Origin of the sequence: Methylobacterium sp. Leaf361 (assembly GCF_001424445.1) — a bacterium.
Lineage (GTDB): Bacteria > Pseudomonadota > Alphaproteobacteria > Rhizobiales > Beijerinckiaceae > Methylobacterium.
Map to the genome: position 1 here is coordinate 38,211 of NZ_LMPY01000004.1, position 21,667 is coordinate 59,877.

The window sequence follows — 21,667 nt, forward strand, 5'->3', positions numbered from 1 at the left end:
ACCGAATCGGTCAGCTGGCGACCGATCCGCCCTCAGCCCTGCGCGAAGTCCGGATCGGTCCGCGCCAGCATGCGCTTGAACGCCGCCCACTCGTTGTCGGGCGCCCCCTGGACCACGACGCGGTCGTAGCCGGCGGCGTACTGCCCGGCGGTCTTGGTGGCGATGGCGGAGGACGGCCGGATCACCGGCGCGCCCGCCGCCTGGATCGCCAGCTGCGCCCGGCACGAGCGCTCCAGGTTGTGCATCAGCCGGAACGCCTCGCCGACTGTGCGGCCGCAGGTCAGCAGGCCGTGGTTGCGCAGCACCATCACGGGCTTGTCGCCGAGATCGTCCACCAGCCGCTCCCGCTCGTCGAGGTCGAGGGCGATGCCCTCGTAGGCGTGGTAGGCGACGCGCCCCGTGAACTGCATCGACCACTGGTTCAGGGGCAGGAGCCCCTCCTCCTGGCAGGAGACCGCCACGCCCGCGACCGTGTGGGTGTGCAGCACGCAGATCGCGTCGTGGCGCGCGGCGTGGATGGCGCTGTGGATCGTGAACCCGGCCGGGTTGATGCCGAGCCCCATCGGATCCTCGAGCACCTTCCCGTCGATGTCGACGGTGACGAGGTTCTCCGGCGACACCTCCTCGAAGCGCATCCCGTAGGGGTTGATCAGGAATCGGTGCCCGGCGCCCGGCAGCCGCGCCGAGATGTGGGTGTAGATGCTGTCGTCGAGGCCCAGCCGATGGATCAGCCGGTAGGCGGCCGCGAGGTCGACGCGCATCGCGCGGATCGCGGCGCGATCGGCGGGGTCCGTATCCCGGTCCGCGACGGTCGACGGTGTGGCTGCGCTCATGCGACGGCTCCCTGCCGGTCGGCCCTGTCGGCCCTCCGGGATCGCCGCCCGGCGCAGGCGGTCCCGCGATCCCCGGGCGCCCGAGGCGGGGGCTCGGGGCGAGGTCCGGGAATCGCCGGCAGGGTGCACCAGGGCGGGCGGCCCGGCAATGCGGCGGGACCTCCGGGGGAGCGACGGCCGCGTCCCACCGGATTGCCGGGCCGCGCGGGCGGTCGCCCGAGCCGTCTTCCAGTCCCTTACTTGGACGGGCGGTCGCCGGGTGGAAAGAGCGCGAGCGCCTCCTCCGCCAGGACGCCGCCCGTGATCGCGATCGGGCGGAACGCCGACCGGTCCGCGACCTCCGTGCAGGTGATCATGATCTGGTCGATCTTCGTGGCGAGCTGCTGCAGCGAGGCGGCGAAGACGACGCGCGAGATCCCGCACCAGACGATCGCGCCCATGCACATCGCGCAGGGTTCGCCGGACGTGTAGAGGGTCGTCCCCCGCAGCGCCTCCGGCCCGTGCTCCGCGAGGAAGCGGCGGATCGCCACCATCTCGCCGTGCGCCGTGGGATCGCGCTGCTGCTTCCCGAGATTCAGGCCCCGGGCGCGGATCTCGCCCTCCGCGACGATGACGGCGCCGAACGGGAAGTCGGCGCGGCGCGCCTCGGCGATGGCCGCCCGCATGAAAGTCTCGTCCGCGGCCGTGGCCGGCGCGGCGGTGGTCGCCGACGCGGGGCGCGCGCCCGTCGACAGCGCCACGCCGAGCGCCGCGGCCCCGAGGAACGCGCGCCGGCCCGCATCGGGCGCGACGGGCGGTGCGTGGCCGTGCGGCCCGGTGCCGCGGAGCTTGCTCGTCATGATCGGTTCCGCTGAGCTGTCTCGAGGGGCCGTCCCGGCGGCCGCGACCGCGGCCCGGGGCCGTCCTGGAAGCGCTGCCTGGAAGCGCTGCCTGGAAGCGCTGCCTGGAAGCGCTGCCTAGAAGCGCTGATCGGTGCGGCCGGGGTTGGGGCCGCGGCCGTGATAGGACGCCATGCACAAATGCCAGATCTGCGAACCGAGGTCGTAGAGGCTGAGGTTGTTCGGGTTGGGGTAGCTGAAGATCTGGGCCCGCGCCTGCTCGCGGCAGGCGGCGTCCTGCGGGCTCTGGATGGGTGGCTCCGGCACGGATTGCGCCGCCGCCCCCGTGGTCAGGGCAATCGCGGTCGCGAAGGCAATCAGCGGGAGGCGCATCGTCACAGGTCTCCGAATACGGCGCCGCGGTGGCCGCTGTTCGGCCGGCCGCGGATCTGGGAAGCGGTATGTGGGGCCGGCGGCGCTCCGGGCGAGACCGTCCCGAGCGCCGCCGGCGCGTTCGTCAGCGGCGACGCCAGTGGTAGCTGCGATGCCAATGATAGTTGCGGTGCCAGCGATAGTTGCGATGCCAGCGATAGTTGTAGGTCCGGTAGAAGCGCCGGCCTCCGTAGTAGCGGGCTCCGTAGAAGGCCGGGCCCGGGCCGTAGAACCGGCGGGCGTTCGGGACGCACCGGCCCCACGGGTTGAGGTGGAATCCGGGCCCGCACCAGTAGCCGACCCGGGTCAGCCCGCTCGCGTCGCCGGCCAGCGGAGCCGGTGAGAGCGGGGCCGCCGACGCCGGGCCCGCCAGGCCCAGGCCGCTCAACACAAGGGCCACGAGCCCCATCATCCGCATGAAATGCACGGCGTGATCCTCCCGCGACCGGCGCGCTGTCCGCGTCCGGATCGTGCATCATGCTGCTTGCGAGCCAAGATTAATGTCAATGGCCCGCATTCAGTCAATACCTGTATCAACTACGCATCATCATTTATGAGCCGCGCGATTTCCGTTCTGTATTCAGTGTTCGTCAATGCATCCGTTCCAATCTGACGCACCCGGCGCGCCGGTGACGGATCGGGAGGAGGACCATGAACAGCACGGATCGTCGGGCCGGCGGACGGTCTCGACCCATCGTGACGGCCGGCCTCGCCGCCCTCGTCCTCGCGCTCGCCGCCGGTCCCGGCGGCGCGCAGGACGGCTTCGGTGAGGGGGCCGGGCGCCCGGCCGACCTCGCGGCCGGCGCGGAGGTGGACGCGCTGCGGCCGGTCGTCGAGCGCTTGGCCGGCGCCTGGGTCGCGCGCGGGGCGATCCCGGGCCTGATCGTGGGCGTGAGCCACCGGGGGCGGCGCAGCTACTTCGGGTTCAACGGGGCCGGCGGCGCGCCCTACCGGTCCGACACGATCGTGGAGATCGGCTCGATCACCAAGGTGTTCACGACCGCGCTGTTCGCCGAGGCCGTCGATGCGGGCCGCCTGCGTCCCGACACGCCGCTGCAGGAGCTGTTGCCGAACCTGCGGCTCCGGCCCTGCACGGCCCAGATCACGCCGCTGCAGCTCGCCGACTTCACCTCGGGGATGCCGACGCTGCCGGGCGACCTGCCGCGTGCCCTGGCGGAGCGCAGCGTCCGGACCTACCCGCCGGAAGCGTTCCTGGCCTGGGTGTCGCGCTGGAGCCCGGAGGGATCCGAGGCGGGCGGCTGCGCCCTGCCCGCCCCCTACCGGTACTCGAATGCCGGCATCGGCCTGCTCGGCTACGTTCTCTCCGAACGTCTCGGCGCGCCGTGGGAGAGCCTCGTGCACGAGCGGATCACCGGGCCGCTCGGGATGCTCAGCACGGCGGTCACCGTGAAGCCGGCCGACCGCGCGCGTCTCGCGCAGGGCTACGGGATGGAGGGCCAGCCGGTCATGCCCTGGCCGGTCTTCGCGTGGTACGCCGCGGGAGCGCTCCGCTCGACCGCCACCGACATGCTCGCCTTCGGCGAGGCGGCGCTCGGGCACGAGGCGGTGAACGGCGCGCCCGTGCCGCCAGCGCTCACCCGGGCGCTGCGCGAGGCGATGACGCCGCTCTACCAGCCGGAGGGACAGACCTTCCGGCAGGGCATGGCCTGGATCGAGGAGATCGGCGACCCGGACGCGGGCCAGCGGCCGGTCTTCCTGAAGGTCGGGGGGACCGACGGCTTCAACAGCGTGGTCGTCGTCAATCCGGGCAAGGATCTCGTCGTCTTCGTGGCCGGCGGCCAGCCGAAGATCGGCGCGGAGCGCCTCGGCGTGGCGCTGTCCCGCCAGATCCGCTGAGCGGGCCCGGGCCGCGCGGGGCGCTCACCCCGCCAGCGAGGCCTCGATCCCGGCCTCGATCCCGGCCTCGATCCCGGCCTCGATCCCGGCCCCGATCGCCAGGAGCCGGCGGTCCTGTCCGTGCCGGGCCAGCAGCATCAGGCCCGCCGGCCGGGGCAGGCCCGGCATCGGCAGGGACAGGCCGGTGAGATCGAAGAAGTTGCCGAAGGCGGTGTTGCGCAGCATCAGGCGATTGGCCGCCAGGAAGGCCGCGTCGTCCGCCGCCAGCGGGGCGGTGAGCGGCGCCGTCGCGGCGGTCGCCGGGAGCGCCAGCACGTCGAGCGGGGCGAGGTGCCGGTCGAAGGCGGCGATCAGCGCGGCCCGCCGGCGCATCGTCCGGATGTAGCCTGCGGCCGTCGCCTCCCGGCCGGCCACGATGCGGCGATGCACCCGCGGGTCGTAGCGGTCGGCCGCGCTGTCCAGCCAGTCGGCGTGGATCGCTGCGGCCTCGATCGCCGCGAGGGAGCCGTCCGGGAGCGCCGCGTCCATGGCGGCGAGGTGGTCGTCGATCGGGTGATCGGCGATCCGGGCGCCGGCCCGGGACAGGCGGGACAGCACCCGCTCGAAGGCCTCGGCGACCGGCGCCTCCGTCTCGGTGAACAGCAGGCCCCGCGGCACGCCGATGCGCAGGCCGGCGACGGCGAGCGCCTCCAGCGGCGCGGGCTCCTCGCCCGCCAGCACGGCGTCGGCGGCCGCGCAATCCGCGACCGTCCGGGCGAGCGGCCCCAGGGAATCGAGGGCGTAGGACAGCGGGAACGCCCCCTCCAGCGGCACGCGGCTTGCGGTCGGCTTGAAGCCGACGACGCCGTTCAGCGAGGCCGGGATCCGGACGGAGCCGCCCGTGTCGGACCCGATCGCGATGTCGCTCGTCCCCTGCCCCACCGAGACCCCGGCGCCGGAGGACGAGCCCCCCGGGATGCGCGCCGGATCGGTGGCGTTGCCGGGGGTGCCGTAATGCGGGTTGAGGCCGAGCCCCGAGAAGGCGAACTCGGACATGTTGGTCTTGCCCAGGATCACCGCGCCGGCGCGGCGCAGGCGGGCGACCACCGGGGCGTCGGACCGCGCCGGCGCCGCGTCTGCCAAGAGGACCGAGCCGGCGCGCGTCGTCTCGCCCGCCACGTCGAACAGGTCCTTGATCGAGACCATCGCGCCGTCGAGGGGGCCGAGGGAGATCCCGTCCCGGCGGCGCGCATCGGCGGCGTCCGCCGCCGCGCGGGCCTGCTCCGGGTAGAGGCGGGTGAAGACCGCCGGGTCCCCCGCGGCGATCCGGGCCAGCCGGGCCTCGAGGGTCTCGCGTACGCTCATGGTCCTCACCGCATGATCTGATCCGGCCCTGCAAGCGGATGGCCGGTCGGGCCGGTCCGCGTCAGAACGTGCCGGGATAGGCGCCGCCATCCATCAGCAGGTTCTGCCCGGTGATAAAGCCCGCCTGCTGGCTGCACAGGAACGCGCAGGCGGCGCCGAACTCGTCGGGGTGGCCGAAGCGGCCGGCGGGGTTGTCGCGGGCCCGCGCCTCCAGGAACGCCTCCACGGAGGTGCCGGCCTTGGCGGCCCCCGCGACGGCGTTGCCGCGGATCCGGTCGGTGTCGAAGGGGCCGGGCAGCAGGTTGTTGATCGTCACGCCGTGCCGCACGGTCTTGCGCGCCAGGCCGGCCACGAAGCCCGTCAGCCCCGAGCGGGCGCCGTTCGACAGGCCGAGATGCTCGATCGGCGCCTTCACGGCGCCGGAGGTGATGTTGACGATCCGGCCGAACCCGCGGTCGATCATCCCGTCGACCGTCGCCTTGATGAGCGCGATCGGCGCCAGCATGTTGGCGTCGAGCGCCCGGATCCAGGCGTCGCGGTCCCACTCGCGGAAATCGCCGGGGGGCGGGCCGCCGGCATTGTTGACCAGGATGTCGGGCTCGGGGCAGGCGGCGAGCGCGGCGGCCCGGCCGGCCTCGGTGGCGATGTCGCCCGCGACGGCGGTGACGGTGACGCCCGTCGCGGCGCGGATCTCGTCCGCGGTCCGCTCCAGCGTCTCCGCGGTGCGGGCCGTGATCGTCACCGCGACGCCCTCCCGGGCGAGCGCCAGGGCGCAGCCCTTGCCCAGTCCCTTGCTCGCCGCGCAGACGAGCGCCCGGCGTCCGCTCAAGCCGAGATCCATGGGAAGCCTCCGTGAGCCGGCCCTCGCCGCGAGGGCGTCCGGCGCGTCATAGCGCGCCGGGTGCCGTCCCCGGAAGCGGCCCGGGACGGGGCGCGGGGCCTCTCGGGGTCTCTCCGCCTCCGGAGGGCCGGTTCGGCGGCGGGCGCCTCACGGCCGGAACCGGGATCCGGCGCTCACCACGTGCGCAGGTCGCGGGCGCCGGGCAGGTCCGGACGCTCCTCCCGCTCCGGAGCGACGAAGCCCGCCCACAGCAGGGCCACCGCCCCGGTGAGGAGCGGAAGGGACGTGCTGAGGACGAGGCTGAGGGTCACGGCGATCCTGCCAGGCGGACGGTGTCGAGGCGACGAGATCAGAATTCCATATCCTGAGAATTGTTTTCGACGACTTAAGGCGAGTGCTCGTAATTGCGGGACCCCCGGAGGAGATCTGCGCGGCCGGCCCGCGTCGCGGCGACCATCGCGCGTCATGGTGGCGTCGGACGCTCGGCCGAGGCCGACGCATCGCGGGTCCGCGCGATCCCGGCCGGATGTCCGGGCGACCGGGGCCGGTGCACGCCGGCTCAGGGCTGATCCGCCGCTCCGGACAGGGCGCCGAACTCGTTGACCATGCACTCGTGCATCCGGCGCAGCCACGCCCGCGCCTCGGCCCGCTGGGCCTCCGCCCGTTCGGCCCGCTCGTCCGACGCGCGGGCCTGCGCCTCGGCCCGCTCGGCCCGGGCGAGCGCCGCCTGCAGGAGCGCCTCGGCGTGGCGGGCCCGCTCCTCGGCCGCGCGGAGCGCCGTCTCGGCCGCCCGCACGGAACTCTGAGCCTCCCGGACGGAGTCGCGGGCGCTCGCCTGCAGGGCGCGGACCCGCGCCGCGGCGCCGCGCACGGCGGTCAGGGAGGTCGACCAGTCATCCTCGGCCGCCGGGGAGGCGGGCGCGGGGGATGCGGCCGCGGCGCCGGAGAACAGCGCCACGACCCGGTCGATCGGGTCGGCGTGGCCGTCGCGCGGCAGGGCCGGGTCGGACAGGGGATGGGGCGCCGTCGGCTCGGCCCACGCGCGGGCGGCGCTCATGCCGCGGCCTGCTCGGTGAGGTCCGAGAACTCGGACAGGATCGCCTGTTGGACACGGTCCAGCCACTCCTCGGCCTGCCGGGCCCGATCCTCGGCGGCGCGGGCGCGGGCCTCGGCCGCCTTGGCGCGCTCCTCGGCGGCGACGACCTGCGCCTCGGCGCGCAGCTGGGCCTCGCGCGCCTGCATCTCGGCCATCCGGGCGCGCTCGTTGGAGGCGTGGACCTCCTCGCGGACCTGATCCAGCACCTGCTCGATCCGCGCCTCCCGCTCGCGCGCCTGGGCCTCGATCACGCGCGCTTGGCGGGCGGCGGTCTGCACCCGGTGGATCAGCGCGTCCCAGTCCCGCGGCGCGGCCGGCGGTGTCGGGGACTCGGCCCGCGCGTGCAGCGACGCGACGGCGCGCAGGACGTTGCCGAGGTCGGGTTCGGACGCGGCGCCGCGCTTGGCCTTGTCTGCGGGCCGGAACCGAGGATCGCTCAGAAGCCTCTGCAGCTCGCTCACGGATCCCCTGCTCCCTGTGTACGCGATTCTGATCCGACTAAGCTGTTTAGAATGGTTAACGAAGGATTAAACGACGGGTGATCGGGTATTGGACAATTGATGACGGCGGCCGATCCGCGCGCGGCGGCCACGGCCGGGCGGGCCTCGCGCCGGGCCCCGGATCGCCGGATCGAAGCCGGCGGCAGGATTGCCGGCGCGCTCGCCGGATGTGCTGTTTGATACGGAATTCGCGCCCGGAATGACCGCGTATTCAGCTCATCGGTACGGGCTGAAATGGTTGTTCTGCAGGAGATCGCGATGGCCGGGAACCGCATGGAAGAGGCCTGGAGGCCGGCCTTCAAGACCGGACAGATCTTCTTCGGGCACCCGCAGGAATGCTGTGACTGCCTGATCTGGGAGCTCAGGACATCCGGGGCGCGGATCGAGGTCCAGCCGGAGGCGGTGCCACCGCAGGCCGTCCGGCTCGTCTCGATCGCCCTGCTGCTGAACCAGGCCTGCGAGGTCGTCGCGCGCGAGGGCCGGACGATCGAGCTGAGGTTCTCCCCCCGTACGGAGCCCGCGGGCGGTGCGCCCGACGCGACGCGGCCCGTGCTCGGCCGCACGCTGTTCCCGCCGCACCGGCCATAAGTCTCCCGCATCACCGCGAAGCACCCGAGGAGGTGCGTCATGACCGCTCCGCAAGTCATCGCAACGATCTTCTTCCTGGTCTCGGTCGGTTCGGCGACGACGCTGGCCCTCATGGCGGCGGCCTCGGCCGTGCTGGACGCGGTCGCGAAGACCTGCGACCGCGCGCGGCCGGACGCGGGACGGGACCGCTCGCGCCGTGTCACGGAGGCCGCCTGTCGGCTGCGCCGCGCGGCCCTAGCCCGCGCCGCGATCCCGTAGGATCCCGGTCCCGCCGCCGGGTCGGGCATCGGTTCTGCTCGAGCCTCGCCGTCTCGCCACGCGAGAGGAGGCACGAGCGACGCCGTGAGGGAGGAGCGGGCAGGCGCGATGCCGGAGGCCGCGACGGGTTCGGAGAACCCCTCTCGGTGGGCGATCCTGCCGTGACGTCAGTCTGGGGCGTTCAATCTGGAGACGGGCCGGGAGTCACGGCGTCGAATGGTGGAGACGACAGGGATCGAACCTGTGACCTTTCCCATGTCAAGGGAATGCACTACCGCTGTGCTACGTCTCCGTATCGACCGCGATCAGGTTCGACGAACCTGCAAGCCATCGAAATAGTCCAGACTGCTCAGTAACTTATGAGAGTGCCGACTACCGTGTCAAGGTAGTGCTCTCCCGCCGAGCTGCGCGTCCGGGCCGGCGCCGTTCGGGCTCCGGTGGGCGGGGCCTATAGCGGCTGCCCGGCGAGGGCGCAAGCGGAACCTGCGTGACCAGGCCGATCGATCGCGTCCCTCGAGGGTCCGGCCGCGGCGCGCGCCGACCCGATCGCCCCGCGCCGCGCGCGGATAGCGCATTCTGCGTCAATGGCTTAGAGACGGGGAGAACGAGCCGGCGGGGGCAACCCGCCGGGATCCGTCTCCGGGCTGAACGCGCCATGGTGCACGCCGACGGGAAAATGCGCTATGGCCCTGCCGCTCGGCATCCGGCCGCGCCGCGACACATGGCGGACACTCGGCGCCGGCATGCCGCCGCCTCACGCTTCAGGACATGCGCTACTTCATCGACCACGATCAGGGCGACTCGATCCGCGGCTGGATCGTGCCGGACAATCCCCTCGCCATCAGCCGGGTCGTGGTCGCGGTCGACGGCCGACGCGTGGCCGAGGTCCCGGCCAGCGTCATCGACGAGGCGTTCAAGCGCAACGGCTGGCACGCCACCGGGCAATGCACCTTCGTGGTCAGCGAGGCCGAGGTGCCGGGCCTGTCCGAGATCCCGCGGCTCGAACTCTACGATGCCGACACCAACGTGCTGGTCTACCGCCGCATGCCGGTCGAGGGGCAGATTCGGCTGCGGACCATGCTGATCAACACCGGCATCGAGCCCGAGACCGTCCTCCAGACGGCGCTCTTCCCGTATTTCCAGCACTGCTACTTCGGCATCCACAAGCTGCCGGACGAGATCCTGAGCTGCGTCCTGGCCGGCCCGGCCGCCCCGTCGGCCTTCCTGTCGGGCGCCGTGACCATCCCGCGCTACGAGAACTTCATGACGCCGGACCTGATGGTCACGGCCATCCTGCTCCAGGAGCCGCAGATCGAGATGGCGGCCCGGATGCGCTGGCTGAAGGCCCGGGCCGCGGATGCGGCCGATCCGGCGCGCAGCTGGCGCCTGGGGCCGCTGGCCGAGGCCGCCGCCTTCGCGGACGGGTACGACTTCTCCGACGTGAAGAGCCTCAAGCGCTTCTTCCGGATGCTGCCCGAGCCCGCCTACCGGCTGCTCTACAACCCCCTGACCCGCCAGCTCGGGACCCGCATGCCGGACGACCGGCTGCATCCGGGCAACTCGATCGCGGCGATCGAGATTCTCGCCCGGGTCGGGATCGTCGGCCACAAGACCCGGTTCCCCGCCTTCGCGTCGACGCTGTTCGACCGCCTCGGGATCGGCGCGCCGATCCCGACGCTGCCGCCGGTGCCGGCCGAGACGCTGGCGCTGGCCGAGCGCCTGAAGAGCGTCAAGGCGGTCGAGGACATGATCGTGTTCGACGTGGCCATGTCGGATGCCGTGAAGGCCTCGGTCGACAAGAGCTGGAGTTGATGGTGCGTTCGACCGGGCCGGCGGTGCCCGAACTCCGCCTCCCGACGGCGCAGGTCACGGGGCTCTGGGGCAAGCGGCGCGCCCTCCCGGCGCGTGCGGGCTCCGACGGGTTGCGCGTCGCGCTGCCGGATCTCGCGGGCCGCTGGGTCGAGATCATCCTGTCCAACGACCCGGCCGAGGCCCGCGACACCCTCCCCGACATCAGCTTCGTCGGTCCCGACGGACGGGCGGGCACGCTGCTGCCGCAGGAGGCCCGGGGCGGCGGCGCCTTCGCGTGGATCGGCTGCCTGCCCGAGGACGTCGTCGAGCTGCGCGTCGCCGACCCGGCCGGGCGCGTCCCGGTCCGGCTGCGCCGGATCGCCGTGCGCCGCCTCGCCCGGCCGGTCCTGGCCGCCCGCGGGCTCCTGCGCGATCCCGGCCTGACCGTGCAGGCCTTCACCTGGCGGATCCTCGGCAAGAAGGTGCGCGCGCGGGGCTTCCTCGGCCGGGCGCTGCGCCACCGGCGCGTGAGCGGCTACGAGGCCTGGCTCGGGACCCACACCCTGGGCCGCGCGGAGCGGGACGGGATCGCCGCCGAGATCGCCGCCTGGACCGATCCGCCCCTGATCTCCGTGCTGATGCCGGTCCACGATCCGGACCCGAAGGTGCTGCGCGCGGCCCTGGCCTCGCTGCGGGCGCAGCTCTACCCCCACTGGGAACTGTGCGCCGTGGACGACGCCTCCACGCGCCCCGAGATCCCGCGGATCCTGAGCCGGGCGGCCGAGGCCGACCCGCGCATCCGCGTCCTCGCCCGGACGGAGAACGGCCACATCGCCCGGGCGACCAACGACGCGCTGGGCATGGCCCGGGGGGCGGTCTGCGCCTTCATGGACCACGACGACGCGCTCACCGAGGACGCCCTCTACGAGGTCGCCCGGGCGCTGCGCCGCGACCCGGGCCTCGTGCTGATCTACAGCGACGAGGACAAGATCGACGGGCGCGGCCGGCGATTCGACCCGCACTTCAAGTCCTGCTTCGACCGCGAGTTGCTCTACGCCCAGAACTACATCAACCACCTCACGGTCGTGCGCACCGAGGCGCTGCGCGCCGTCGGCGGCCTGCGCCCCGGCTTCGAGGGCAGTCAGGACCACGACCTGCTGCTGCGGCTGACCGACGGGCTCGACCCCGCCCGCATCCGCCACATCCCGCGGGTGCTCTATCACTGGCGCGCCGCCCAAGGGTCCGGCACCTTCTCGGACCGGGCGCTCGCCCGGGCGGAGGCCGCGCGCCTGCGCGCTCTGGAGGAGGTCGTGGCGCCCTGGGGCGGCCGCGCGGAGCGCGGTCCCGGCGGCTTCAACCGCCTGGTCCGGCCGCTGCCGGCTTCGCCGCCGCGGGTCTCCGCGATCATCCCGACCCGCGACCGGGCCGAGATCCTGTCGGTGACCCTCGACGGGCTGCTCGGCGCGACCGACTACCCCGACATCGAGGTGATCATCGTCGACAACGACAGCCGCGAGCCGGAGACCGCCGCCCTGTTCGCCCGCTACCGGGACGATCCGCGGGTGCGCGTCGTGCCGGTGCCGGGGGCGTTCAATTTCTCGGATCTGTCGAATCGCGGCGCCGCCGCGGCCACCGGCGCGGTGCTCCTGTTCCTCAACAACGACATCGAGGTGCTCGAGCCCGGCTGGCTGGCCGAGCTGGTCCGCCACGCCGTGCGGCCGGAGATCGGGGCCGTCGGGGCCAAGCTCCTCTACCCGGACCACACGATCCAGCACGGCGGCATTGTCCTCGGGATCGGGGGCGTGGCCGGCCACAGCCATCTCGGCGTCGCGGACGCGGATCCGGGCTATTTCTGCCGCATGGTCATCGCCCACGAGGTCTCGGCGGTCACCGGCGCGTGCCTGGCCATGCGGGCGGACGTGTTCGCGGAGGTCGGCGGCTTCGACGCGCAGGCCCTGAAGGTCGCCTTCAACGACGTCGACCTCTGCCTGAAGATCCGCCGGTCCGGCTACCGGATCGTCTGGACCCCCTTCGCGAAATTGATTCATCACGAGTCGAAGAGCCGCGGGGCCGAGGACACGCCGGAGAAGCAGAAGCGCTTCGAGGGCGAGGTGCTGACCATGCTCGACCGCTGGGGCCCGGAGCTGCGTGCCGACCCCTATTACAACATCAACCTGTCACGGAATTCCGCCCATTACCGCGTGTGAGCGGTCCTCGCCCCGTGGCGACACCGGTGGTCGCGACCGCGCGGTGCTATGCATGCGTCAGTGGGTAAACTTGCGTCCGGAGCCGGTTGCGGTACCTCTGGACATGCCGCAAGAGGCAGTTCCGGCCAAGGCGTCCCCACGGGCGCGCGGCGAGGGCGACAATCAGAGATGAGTGCGAACACCCCTACGGTCGCGGGCCTGGAGCGCGACGCCCAGCAGGCGATGGGAGACCACAAGGTCCACCCCAACGAGATCGCTATCGGCGTGGTGATCGGACGCGCGTCCGAATACTTCGACTTCTTCGTGTTCGGCATCGCCTGCGTGCTGGTCTTCCCGAAGGTGTATTTCCCCTTCGTCGACCCGCTGAAGGGCACCCTCTACGCCTTCTCGATCTTCGCCCTCGCCTTCATCGCCCGGCCGCTCGGCACCGTGCTGTTCATGGCGATCGACCGGCGCCACGGCCGCAGCGTCAAGCTGACCACGGCCCTGTTCCTGCTCGGCGGGTCGACGGCGGCGGTGAGCTTCCTGCCGCGCTACGACAGCATCGGCATCTCGGCGGTCTACATCCTGGCCGGCCTGCGGATCCTGCAGGGCCTCGCCCTCGGCGGCGCCTGGGACGGCCTCGCCTCGCTGCTCGCCATGAACGCCCCGCGGGAGCGCCGCGGCTGGTACGCGATGATCCCGCAGCTCGGCGCGCCTTTGGGCTTCATGGTGGCGAGCGCCCTGTTCGCGTTCTTCATCGTCAACCTCGACGAGGCCGATTTCATCGACTGGGGCTGGCGCTTCCCGTTCTACTGCGCCTTCACCATCAACGTGGTCGCGCTGTTCGCCCGGCTGCGCCTCGTCGCCACCGACGAGTTCGCCCGGATGATGGACCTCGACCGGCTGCGCCCGGTCCCGGCCCTGGAGCTGTTCCGCCACCACGCCGGCGACGTGGTCCGCGGCGCCTTCGTGCCGCTCGCCGCCTTCGCGCTGTTCCACCTCGTGACGATCTTCCCGATCGCGTGGCTCGCGCTGAACAGCACGACCCGCTCGCCGGGCGAGTTCCTGATCGTGCAGTTCTCCGGCGCGATCGTGTGCGCCGGCGCGGTGGCGGCCTCGGGGCTGATCGCCGACCAGATCGGCCGCCGCAACTGCCTGATCATGAGCAGCTCGCTGATCGGCTTCTTCGCCGTCGGCAGCATCATCGCGCCGCTCCTGTTCGGCGAGAGCGCCATCGGCCAGACCATCTACGTCACGATCGGCTTCATGCTGCTCGGCCTCGCCTACGGCCAGACCGCGGGAGCGGTGAGCGCCCGCCTCGGCAACCGCTACCGCTACACCGGCGCGGCGCTGACCTCCGACTTCGCGTGGCTGATCGGGGCCGGTTTCGCGCCCCTGGTGGCCCTGTTCCTGTCGCAGCGCTACGGCCTGGCGATGATCGGCGTCTACCTCCTCTCCGGCGCGGTCTGCAGCCTCGTGGCCCTGTTCACCGACCGGTCGGAACTGCGCCAGATGTGAGTCGGCGGCCGGCGGCGCAGGCCGCCCGGCCCGCCCGTGAGCTGACTGGAACGCCGCCTCGCGCGGTACGGCAGAAGCGCCGCGGCAGCGGCATGGCAGAAGTGCCGCGGCAGCGGCCTGGGATGACGAGACGCGTGCTGTGACATCCACGATCCATCGACCGGACAGGACCGACACCGCGACCCGCCGAGGCGGTCGCGCTCGGCGCCTCCTGCCGCTCCTCGCCCTGCCGCTCCTGACCCTGCTCGGCGGCTGCAACTTCGTGGTCCTGCACCCGGCCGGCTACGTCGCCGAGCAGCAGCGCAACCTCGTGCTGGCGGCGACCGGGCTGATGCTCCTGATCATCGTCCCGGTGATCGCCTTCACGCTGATCTTCGCGTGGCGCTACCGCGCCAGCAACCAGGACGCGGTCTACGATCCCGAATGGCACCACTCGACGCAGCTCGAGGTGCTGATCTGGACGGCGCCGCTGATGATCATCATCGCCCTGGGCGCCCTCACCTGGATCGGGACCCACACCCTCGATCCGTTCCGGCCGCTCAGCAAGATCGACCCGAAGCGCGACGTCCCGGCCGGGACGGTGCCGCTCGAGGTCGAGGCCGTGGCCATGGATTGGAAGTGGCTCTTCCTCTACCCGCAATACGGGATCGCCACGGTCAACGAGCTGGCCGCGCCGGTGGACCGGCCGATCCGCTTCAAGATCACCGCCACCGACGTGATGAACACGTTCTACGTGCCTACGCTCGCCGGCATGGTCTACGCGATGCCGGGCATGCAGACCCAGCTCCACGCGGTGATCAACCGCGAGGGCGCCTACGAGGGCCGCTCGGCGCATTACAGCGGCGCCGGCTTCTCCAACATGTTCTTCAAGTTCCACGGCCTGACCGACGACAAGTTCGACCAGTGGATCGCCAAGGCCAAGGCCGAGGGCGGCGAGCTGACCCAGGAGGCCTACCTGAAGCTGGAGGAGCCGAGCGAGGCCGAGCCGGCGCGGTTCTACAAGTCCTACATGAAGGGCCTGTACGACCGGATCATCGGCATGTGCCCCCGGCCCGACCAGATGTGCGTCGGCGAGATGGCGAAGATCGACGCGCAGGGCGGCGCCACCGGCGCGGAGGCCGCGGAGAACTACGCGCGTCTCCGGTACGACAACCGCCTCGCCGAGCGCGGCGTCGAGGGGCCGGGCGCGACGGCGCCGGCCTCCGGAACGGCGCCGCACGGCCAGACGCAGCCGCAGGGCATGCAGCCGCGGCCCGACATGGGCAACCCGGACGTCCGGGGCCAGACGACGCCGCCCGACGCCACGGGCCAGGGCTCCGGCGGGGGTCGGAGCGGGGGCATCCAGATCGCCCCGAAGCAGCTGAACCAGTGAGGCCGCGCGTGCTGACAGCGGACTCCACACACACAACCGGCGGTCGCCGTCGAACCCACTGAACGGGCCGATCCCATGTTCGCAAACCTGGACCTACAGCAGCTGCTCGTCGGGCGATTCACGATCGAGCAGATCCCCTATCACGAGCCGATCCTGCAGGGGACGTTCGCCGGCGTGGCCGTCGTCGGCCTCACCGTGCTCGGCGTCATCACCTACTACCGCTTCTGGGGGCCGATGTGGCGTGACTGGATCACGTCGATCGACCACAAGAAGATCGGCATCATGTACTGCATCTTCGCGGGCATCATGCTGCTGCGCGGCTTCGCCGACGCGATCCTGATGCGCTCGCAGCAGGCGGTCGCGTTCGGCGACCAGCAGGGCTTCCTGCCGCCGCACCACTACGACCAGATCTTCACCGCCCACGGCATGATCATGATCTTCTTCGTGGCGATGCCGTTCGTCACGGGGCTCATGAACTTCGCCGTGCCGCTGCAGATCGGCGCCCGCGACGTCGCCTTCCCGTTCCTCAACAACTTCAGCTTCTGGATGACGGTCTCCGGCGGCCTGCTGGTGATGGTCTCGCTCTTCGTCGGCGAGTTCTCCCGCGCCACCTGGCTGGCCTACCCGCCCCTCTCGGGGGCGGCGATGAGCCCCGGCGTCGGCGTCGACTACTACATCTGGGCCCTGCAGATCGCCGGCATCGGGACGCTGCTCTCGGGCATCAACCTGATCGCCACCATCGTGAAGATGCGGGCGCCCGGCATGACCATGATGAAGCTGCCGATCTTCGTCTGGTCGTCGCTGTGCACCAACATCCTGATCGTGGCCGCCTTCCCGATCCTCACGGCCGTTCTCGCGATGCTGTCGCTCGACCGCTACGTCGGCACGCACTTCTTCACGAACGACCTCGGCGGCAACGCCATGCTGTACTTCAACCTGATCTGGATCTGGGGTCACCCGGAGGTCTACATCCTGATCCTGCCGGCGTTCGGCGTGTTCTCGGAGATCACCTCGACCTTCTGCGGCAAGCGCCTGTTCGGCTACACCTCGATGGTCTACGCGCTGGTGGTGATCACCATCCTCGCCTACCTCGTGTGGCTGCACCACTTCTTCACGATGGGCTCGGGTGCGGACGTGAACTCGTTCTTCGGGATCACGACCATGATCATCTCGATCCCGACGGGCGCGAAGATCTTCAACTGGATGTTCACGATGTACCGCGGCCGGATCCGGTTCGAGGTGCCGATGCTGTGGGTGGTGGCGTTCATCGTCACCTTCGTGATCGGCGGCATGACCGGCGTCCTGCTCGCTGTGCCCCCGGCGGACTTCGTCCTGCACAACTCGCTGTTCCTGATCGCGCACTTCCACAACGTGATCATCGGCGGCGTGCTGTTCGGCATGTTCGCCGGCGTGACCTTCTGGTTCCCCAAGGCCTTCGGCTTCAAGCTCGACGAGTTCTGGGGGAAGATGGCCCTCGTGTTCTGGGTGACCGGGTTCTACGTCGCCTTCATGCCGCTCTACGTGCTCGGCCTGATGGGCGTGACCCGGCGCATGCAGCACTTCGACGACCCGTCGCTTCAGATCTGGTTCGTGATCGCGGCCATCGGCGCGGCGCTGATCGCCTGCGGCATCGCCTCGCAGATCATCATGTTCGTGGTCTCGATCCGGAACCGCGACAAGCTGCGCGACCTCAGCGGCGACCCGTGGGGCGGCCGGACGCTGGAATGGTCCACCTCCTCGCCGCCGCCGGACTACAACTTCGCCTTCACGCCGGTGGTCCACGATTCCGACGCGTGGTGGGACATGAAGAACCGCGGCTTCGACCGCCCGCTCAAGGGCTACCGGCCGATCCACATGCCCAAGAACACCGCGGCCGGCGCGATCCTGGCGGCGCTGAACTTCACGTTCGGCATCGCCATGGTCTGGTACGTCTGGTGGCTGGCGATCCTCAGCTTCGTGGCGATCTTCGTCGTGGCGATCGCCCACACCTTTAATTACAATCGCGACTACTACATTCCCGCCGACGTCGTCAGTCGGACGGAAGGTCAGCGGACGCGCGAACTGGAGATGGCGTGATCCGATGATGCACGCGGAGACTGCACCCCCCGGCGCCGCGGCGCCGGTCTTCTACCAGACCGACGAGGAGGGCCATCATTCCGAGGGCTCGACCATGCTCGGGTTCTGGCTCTACCTGATGAGCGACTGCCTCATCTTCGCGACCCTGTTCGCGACCTACGGGGTGCTCGGGCGCAGCTACGCGGCCGGCCCCACCCCGAAGGAGCTGTTCGACCTGCCGGGCATCGCGGTGAACACCGCCATGCTGCTGTTCTCGTCCATCACCTACGGCTTCGCCATGCTGGAGATGGACCGGGACCGGGTGAAGCAGACCCAGATCTGGCTCGCCATCACCGGCCTGTTCGGCGTCGCCTTCGTGGCCCTGGAGATCCGGGAGTTCGTCCACCTGTTCCACGAGGGCGCGCCGCCCTGGCGTAGCGCGTTCCTGTCCTCCTTCTACACCCTGGTCGGGACGCACGGCCTGCACGTCTCGATGGGCATCCTGTGGCTCGTCGTGCTGATGGTGCAGGTCAGCAAGCGCGGCCTGATCGTCGAGAACAAGCGCCGGCTGATGTGCCTGTCGATGTTCTGGCACTTCCTCGACCTGATCTGGATCGGCGTCTTCACCGTCGTCTACCTGATGGGAGTGCTCGAATGAGCGCCGACGCACACCACCTCACCGGCCACGGTCAGGACACGCACGACCCCCACGCCCACAGCGAGGGCGGCCACGGCAGCTTCCAGAGCTACATGACGGGCTTCGTCCTGTCGGTGATCCTGACGGTGATCCCGTTCTGGCTGGTGATGGGCAACGTGCTCGACAACAGCCTCGTCACCACCCTGGTGATCCTGGCGCTCGGCGGCATCCAGATGGTCGTGCACGTCATCTACTTCCTGCACATGAGCACGAAGTCGGAGGGCGGCTGGACCTTCATGGCGCTGATCTTCACCATCACGCTGGTGGTGATCATGCTCGCCGGCTCGGTGTGGGTCATGTACCACCTCAACCACAACATGATGCCGATGGAGGCCCACGACGTCATGAAGAACGCCCGCTGAGCGCGCGTTCGGTTTCGAGACCCGCGGGGTCGGGAGGGGGGTCCGATCCGGGCCCCTCCCCGGCCCCGCTCTCGTTGCTGCGGCGCGCCGTGTTCGGCGCCGGCGCGGGCCTCGTCTTCCTGGTGCTGCTGGGGCTCGGGACCTGGCAGGTGGAGCGGCGGGCCTGGAAGCTCGACCTGATCGCCCGGGTCGATGCCCGGGTCCATGCGCCGCCCATGCCGGCGCCCGGCGCCGCCGCGTGGCCGCGCGTCGGCCCCGACGACGCCTACCGGCACGTCCGGCTCTCCGGCACTTTCCTGCACGATCGCGAGACCCTGGTTCAGGCCGTCACCGAGCTGGGCGGCGGCTTCTGGGTGCTGACGCCCCTGCGGCGGCCGGACGGGACCGTCGTGCTGGTCAATCGCGGCTTCGTGCCCGGCGACCGGCGGGACCCGGCGACCCGGGCGGCCGGGCAGGTCGCGGGCGAGACCGCGGTGACCGGCCTCCTGCGGCTGACCGAGCCCGGGGGGGCGTTCCTGCGCGCCAACGATCCGAAGGACGGCCGCTGGTATTCCCGCGACGTGGCGGCGATCGCCGCCGCCCGGGACCTGACCGACGTCGCCCCCTACTTCGTGGACGCGGACGCGACACCCAATCCGGGCGGCCTGCCGGTGGGCGGCCTGACGGTGATCGCCTTCCCCAACAACCACCTCGTCTACGCGATCACGTGGTACGGGATGGCGCTGATGCTCGCCGGCGCCGTGATCTACCTGCTGCGGCGCGGCCCGGGGGACCGGGACGCCGAGGCGCGCTGAGGCCTGCTGGGGCGCCGGCGCCGCGCGGCCTCCGCGCGAGGCTTGACCGATAGGGGAGTAGCCCGCTCCGAGCGGGTCCCTATAATGGCGTGACAAACGCCACAACGAGTCAACGCCATGACCTCCCGCATCCCGAACTTCGCCGAAGTCCCGTTCTCAGGCGAATCGCTCGCGGTGTCGGCCCCGGCGCTCGGCGAGCCCTGGATGACGCCGGAGGGCATCCCGGTGAAGGGCCGCTACGGGCCGGAGGACCGGGAGGGCATCGAGTTCCTCGACACCTATCCGGGGATCGCACCGTTCCTGCGCGGCCCCTACCCGACCATGTACGTCACCCAGCCCTGGACGATCCGGCAATATGCCGGCTTCTCCACGGCCGAGGATTCGAACGCCTTCTACCGCCGCAACCTCGCGGCCGGGCAGAAGGGCCTGTCGGTGGCCTTCGACCTCGCCACCCACCGCGGCTACGATTCCGACCATCCCCGTGTCTCGGGCGATGTCGGCATGGCGGGCGTGGCGATCGACTCGATCTACGACATGCGCACGCTGTTCTCCGGCATCCCGCTGGACGAGATGACCGTGTCGATGACGATGAACGGCGCCGTGCTGCCGATCCTCGCCCTCTACATCGTCGCCGCCGAGGAGCAGGGCGTGCCGCCGCAGAAGCTCGCGGGCACGATCCAGAACGACATCCTCAAGGAGTTCATGGTCCGCAACACCTACATCTATCCCCCGAAGGGATCGATGCGGATCATCTCCGATATCTTCGCCTACACGTCGAAGAACATGCCGAAGTTCAACTCGATCTCGATCTCCGGCTACCACATGCAGGAGGCGGGCGCCACGAACGACCTGGAGCTCGCCTACACGCTCGCCGACGGCGTCGAGTACATCAAGGCGGGGCTGGCGGCCGGGCTGACCATCGACCAGTTCGCCCCGCGCCTGTCGTTCTTCTGGGCGATCTCGACCAACTTCTTCATGGAAGTCGCCAAGATGCGGGCCGCGCGCCTGATCTGGGCGAAGCTCGTGAAGGGGTTCGATCCGAAGTCGGAAAAGTCGCTCGCCCTGCGCACCCACTCGCAGACGTCGGGCTGGTCGCTCACCGCCCAGGACGTGTTCAACAACGTCACCCGCACCAACATCGAGGCGATGGCGGCGACGCAGGGCGGCACGCAGTCGCTCCACACCAACGCGCTGGACGAGGCGCTGGCGCTGCCGACCGACTTCTCGGCCCGGATCGCCCGCAACACCCAGCTGTTCCTCCAGCAGGAGAGCGGCACCACCCGGATCGTCGATCCCTGGGGCGGCTCCTACTACGTGGAGAAGCTCACCGCCGACATGGTCGCCCGGGCCTGGGAGCACATCCGCGAGGTCGACGGGCTCGGCGGCATGGCCAAGGCGATCGAGGCCGGCATCCCGAAGTTGCGCATCGAGGAGGCCGCCGCGCGGGCGCAGGCGCGGATCGATTCCGGCCGCCAGACCATCGTGGGCGTGAACAAGTTCCGGGCCGACGACGAGATGGCGATCGAGCTGCTGCGGGTGGACAACGGCAATGTCCGCCGGCTCCAGATCGACAAGCTCAAGCGCCTGCGCGCCGAGCGCGACGAGGCGACGGTCGCGGACCGGCTCGACGCGCTCACGAAGGCCGCCGACGGCACCGGCAACCTGCTCGAACTCGCCGTCGACGCGGCCCGCGCCAAGGCGACGGTGGGCGAGATTTCCGAGGCCCTGGAGAAGGCCTGGGGCCGGCACCGCGCCGAGATCCGCTCGATCTCCGGCGTCTACAAGCGCGAGGTGGGGGGCATGTCGCCAGTGGTCGAGGAAGTCCGGGCTCTCGTCGAGGCGTTCGAGGAGAACGACGGCCGCCGGCCGCGCATCCTGGTCGCCAAGATGGGCCAGGACGGGCACGACCGCGGCCAGAAGGTGATCGCCTCGGCCTTCGCGGATCTCGGCTTCGACGTGGATATCGGGCCGCTCTTCGCCACGCCGGCGGAGGCCGCCCGGCAGGCGGTGGAGAACGACGTCCACATCGTCGGCGTCTCGTCGCTGGCGGCCGGCCACCTGACGCTGGTGCCGGAGCTGAAGGCGGCGCTCACCGAGCAGGGCCGCGACGACGTGATGATCGCCATCGGCGGCGTCATCCCGCCGGGCGACTACGAGGCGCTGACGGCGGCGGGCGCGGCGGCGATCTTCCCGCCCGGCACGGTGATCGCCGAGGCGGCCGCCAAGCTGATCCGCGCGCTGAACGAGCGGCTGGGCTACGCGGCCCGGCAGGCGGCGGAGTAGGGCGAGCCTCCCGCGGCGGCCGGGCTGGCCGCCGCGGAC

Annotated in this window: 21 protein-coding genes and 1 tRNA gene; 12 read left to right on the top strand and 10 right to left on the bottom strand. The window is 71.1% G+C overall.

Going from position 1 to position 21,667, the window contains the following annotated elements:
- Nucleotides 1-32: 32 nt before the first annotated feature.
- The 4 genes from ASG32_RS05220 to ASG32_RS05235 form a co-directional block, all read right to left on the bottom strand.
- Nucleotides 33-833, bottom strand: a complete 801-nt coding sequence (locus ASG32_RS05220) for a class II aldolase/adducin family protein (RefSeq protein WP_056523283.1) — start codon at nucleotides 831-833, stop codon at nucleotides 33-35.
- A gap of 236 nt (nucleotides 834-1,069) precedes the next feature.
- Nucleotides 1,070-1,672: a nucleoside deaminase gene (locus tag ASG32_RS05225; protein ID WP_082557758.1), complete on the bottom strand. Its 603-nt coding sequence runs from the start codon at nucleotides 1,670-1,672 to the stop codon at nucleotides 1,070-1,072.
- Between the two features lie 117 nt (nucleotides 1,673-1,789).
- Entirely contained in the window at nucleotides 1,790-2,044 is a 255-nt protein-coding gene (locus ASG32_RS05230; protein WP_042670699.1) for a hypothetical protein, read from the bottom strand.
- A gap of 124 nt (nucleotides 2,045-2,168) precedes the next feature.
- The gene (locus ASG32_RS05235; RefSeq protein WP_244491827.1) at nucleotides 2,169-2,501 is read right to left on the bottom strand and encodes a hypothetical protein; all 333 of its coding nucleotides are present in this window, start codon (nucleotides 2,499-2,501) and stop codon (nucleotides 2,169-2,171) included.
- Nucleotides 2,502-2,734: 233 nt separating this feature from the next.
- Between ASG32_RS05235 and ASG32_RS05240 the strand changes: the two genes are divergently transcribed.
- A complete protein-coding gene (locus ASG32_RS05240) occupies nucleotides 2,735-3,940 on the top strand; it encodes a serine hydrolase (protein ID WP_082557759.1) in 1,206 nt (401 codons plus the stop codon).
- A 24-nt stretch (nucleotides 3,941-3,964) separates the two neighbouring features.
- Here the strand turns inward: ASG32_RS05240 and ASG32_RS05245 are convergent, their stop codons facing one another.
- The 5 genes from ASG32_RS05245 to ASG32_RS05260 form a co-directional block, all read right to left on the bottom strand.
- Nucleotides 3,965-5,284 (bottom strand): amidase, encoded by a 1,320-nt coding sequence (locus ASG32_RS05245; RefSeq protein WP_056523287.1) that lies wholly within the window; start codon nucleotides 5,282-5,284, stop codon nucleotides 3,965-3,967.
- Between the two features lie 61 nt (nucleotides 5,285-5,345).
- Complete coding sequence (locus ASG32_RS05250; RefSeq protein ID WP_056523289.1) at nucleotides 5,346-6,125, bottom strand: SDR family oxidoreductase; 780 nt, start codon at nucleotides 6,123-6,125, stop codon at nucleotides 5,346-5,348.
- Between the two features lie 173 nt (nucleotides 6,126-6,298).
- Complete coding sequence (locus tag ASG32_RS34365; protein ID WP_199866083.1) at nucleotides 6,299-6,436, bottom strand: hypothetical protein; 138 nt, start codon at nucleotides 6,434-6,436, stop codon at nucleotides 6,299-6,301.
- A 248-nt stretch (nucleotides 6,437-6,684) separates the two neighbouring features.
- A complete protein-coding gene (locus ASG32_RS05255) occupies nucleotides 6,685-7,182 on the bottom strand; it encodes a hypothetical protein (RefSeq protein ID WP_056523291.1) in 498 nt (165 codons plus the stop codon).
- Nucleotides 7,179-7,682, bottom strand: coding sequence for a hypothetical protein (locus ASG32_RS05260; protein WP_056523293.1), 504 nt, complete (start codon nucleotides 7,680-7,682; stop codon nucleotides 7,179-7,181). The genes ASG32_RS05255 and ASG32_RS05260 overlap by 4 nt, the downstream gene beginning before the upstream one ends.
- A gap of 297 nt (nucleotides 7,683-7,979) precedes the next feature.
- Between ASG32_RS05260 and ASG32_RS05265 the strand changes: the two genes are divergently transcribed.
- Together ASG32_RS05265 and ASG32_RS05270 are read left to right on the top strand one after the other, a co-directional pair.
- Nucleotides 7,980-8,309, top strand: a complete 330-nt coding sequence (locus tag ASG32_RS05265) for a hypothetical protein (RefSeq protein WP_056523406.1) — start codon at nucleotides 7,980-7,982, stop codon at nucleotides 8,307-8,309.
- 39 nt (nucleotides 8,310-8,348) lie between these two features.
- The gene (locus ASG32_RS05270; RefSeq protein WP_020093240.1) at nucleotides 8,349-8,567 is read left to right on the top strand and encodes a hypothetical protein; all 219 of its coding nucleotides are present in this window, start codon (nucleotides 8,349-8,351) and stop codon (nucleotides 8,565-8,567) included.
- Nucleotides 8,568-8,784: 217 nt separating this feature from the next.
- Here ASG32_RS05270 and ASG32_RS05275 read toward each other — a convergent pair.
- A tRNA-Val gene (locus ASG32_RS05275) sits at nucleotides 8,785-8,859 on the bottom strand.
- A 476-nt stretch (nucleotides 8,860-9,335) separates the two neighbouring features.
- Here ASG32_RS05275 and ASG32_RS05280 point away from each other — a divergent pair.
- From ASG32_RS05280 to scpA, 9 genes are all read left to right on the top strand, one after another.
- Entirely contained in the window at nucleotides 9,336-10,379 is a 1,044-nt protein-coding gene (locus tag ASG32_RS05280; protein ID WP_020093239.1) for a hypothetical protein, read from the top strand.
- Entirely contained in the window at nucleotides 10,379-12,565 is a 2,187-nt protein-coding gene (locus tag ASG32_RS05285; RefSeq protein ID WP_056523295.1) for a glycosyltransferase family 2 protein, read from the top strand. Before ASG32_RS05280 ends, ASG32_RS05285 begins: the two co-directional genes overlap by 1 nt.
- Before the next feature lie 168 nt (nucleotides 12,566-12,733).
- Nucleotides 12,734-14,065, top strand: a complete 1,332-nt coding sequence (locus tag ASG32_RS05290) for an MFS transporter (RefSeq protein ID WP_020093237.1) — start codon at nucleotides 12,734-12,736, stop codon at nucleotides 14,063-14,065.
- 139 nt (nucleotides 14,066-14,204) lie between these two features.
- Complete coding sequence (gene cyoA, locus ASG32_RS05295) at nucleotides 14,205-15,437, top strand: ubiquinol oxidase subunit II (protein ID WP_056523297.1); 1,233 nt, start codon at nucleotides 14,205-14,207, stop codon at nucleotides 15,435-15,437.
- 75 nt (nucleotides 15,438-15,512) lie between these two features.
- A complete protein-coding gene (gene cyoB, locus ASG32_RS05300; protein ID WP_056523299.1) occupies nucleotides 15,513-17,513 on the top strand; it encodes a cytochrome o ubiquinol oxidase subunit I in 2,001 nt (666 codons plus the stop codon).
- A 4-nt stretch (nucleotides 17,514-17,517) separates the two neighbouring features.
- Nucleotides 17,518-18,150, top strand: coding sequence for a cytochrome o ubiquinol oxidase subunit III (gene cyoC / locus ASG32_RS05305; protein ID WP_020093234.1), 633 nt, complete (start codon nucleotides 17,518-17,520; stop codon nucleotides 18,148-18,150).
- Nucleotides 18,147-18,551 (top strand): cytochrome o ubiquinol oxidase subunit IV, encoded by a 405-nt coding sequence (gene cyoD, locus ASG32_RS05310; protein WP_056523301.1) that lies wholly within the window; start codon nucleotides 18,147-18,149, stop codon nucleotides 18,549-18,551. Before cyoC ends, cyoD begins: the two co-directional genes overlap by 4 nt.
- A gap of 74 nt (nucleotides 18,552-18,625) precedes the next feature.
- Nucleotides 18,626-19,345 (top strand): SURF1 family protein, encoded by a 720-nt coding sequence (locus ASG32_RS05315; protein WP_056523304.1) that lies wholly within the window; start codon nucleotides 18,626-18,628, stop codon nucleotides 19,343-19,345.
- Between the two features lie 117 nt (nucleotides 19,346-19,462).
- Nucleotides 19,463-21,628, top strand: coding sequence for a methylmalonyl-CoA mutase (gene scpA / locus ASG32_RS05320; protein WP_056523306.1), 2,166 nt, complete (start codon nucleotides 19,463-19,465; stop codon nucleotides 21,626-21,628).
- Nucleotides 21,629-21,667: the final 39 nt, after the last annotated feature.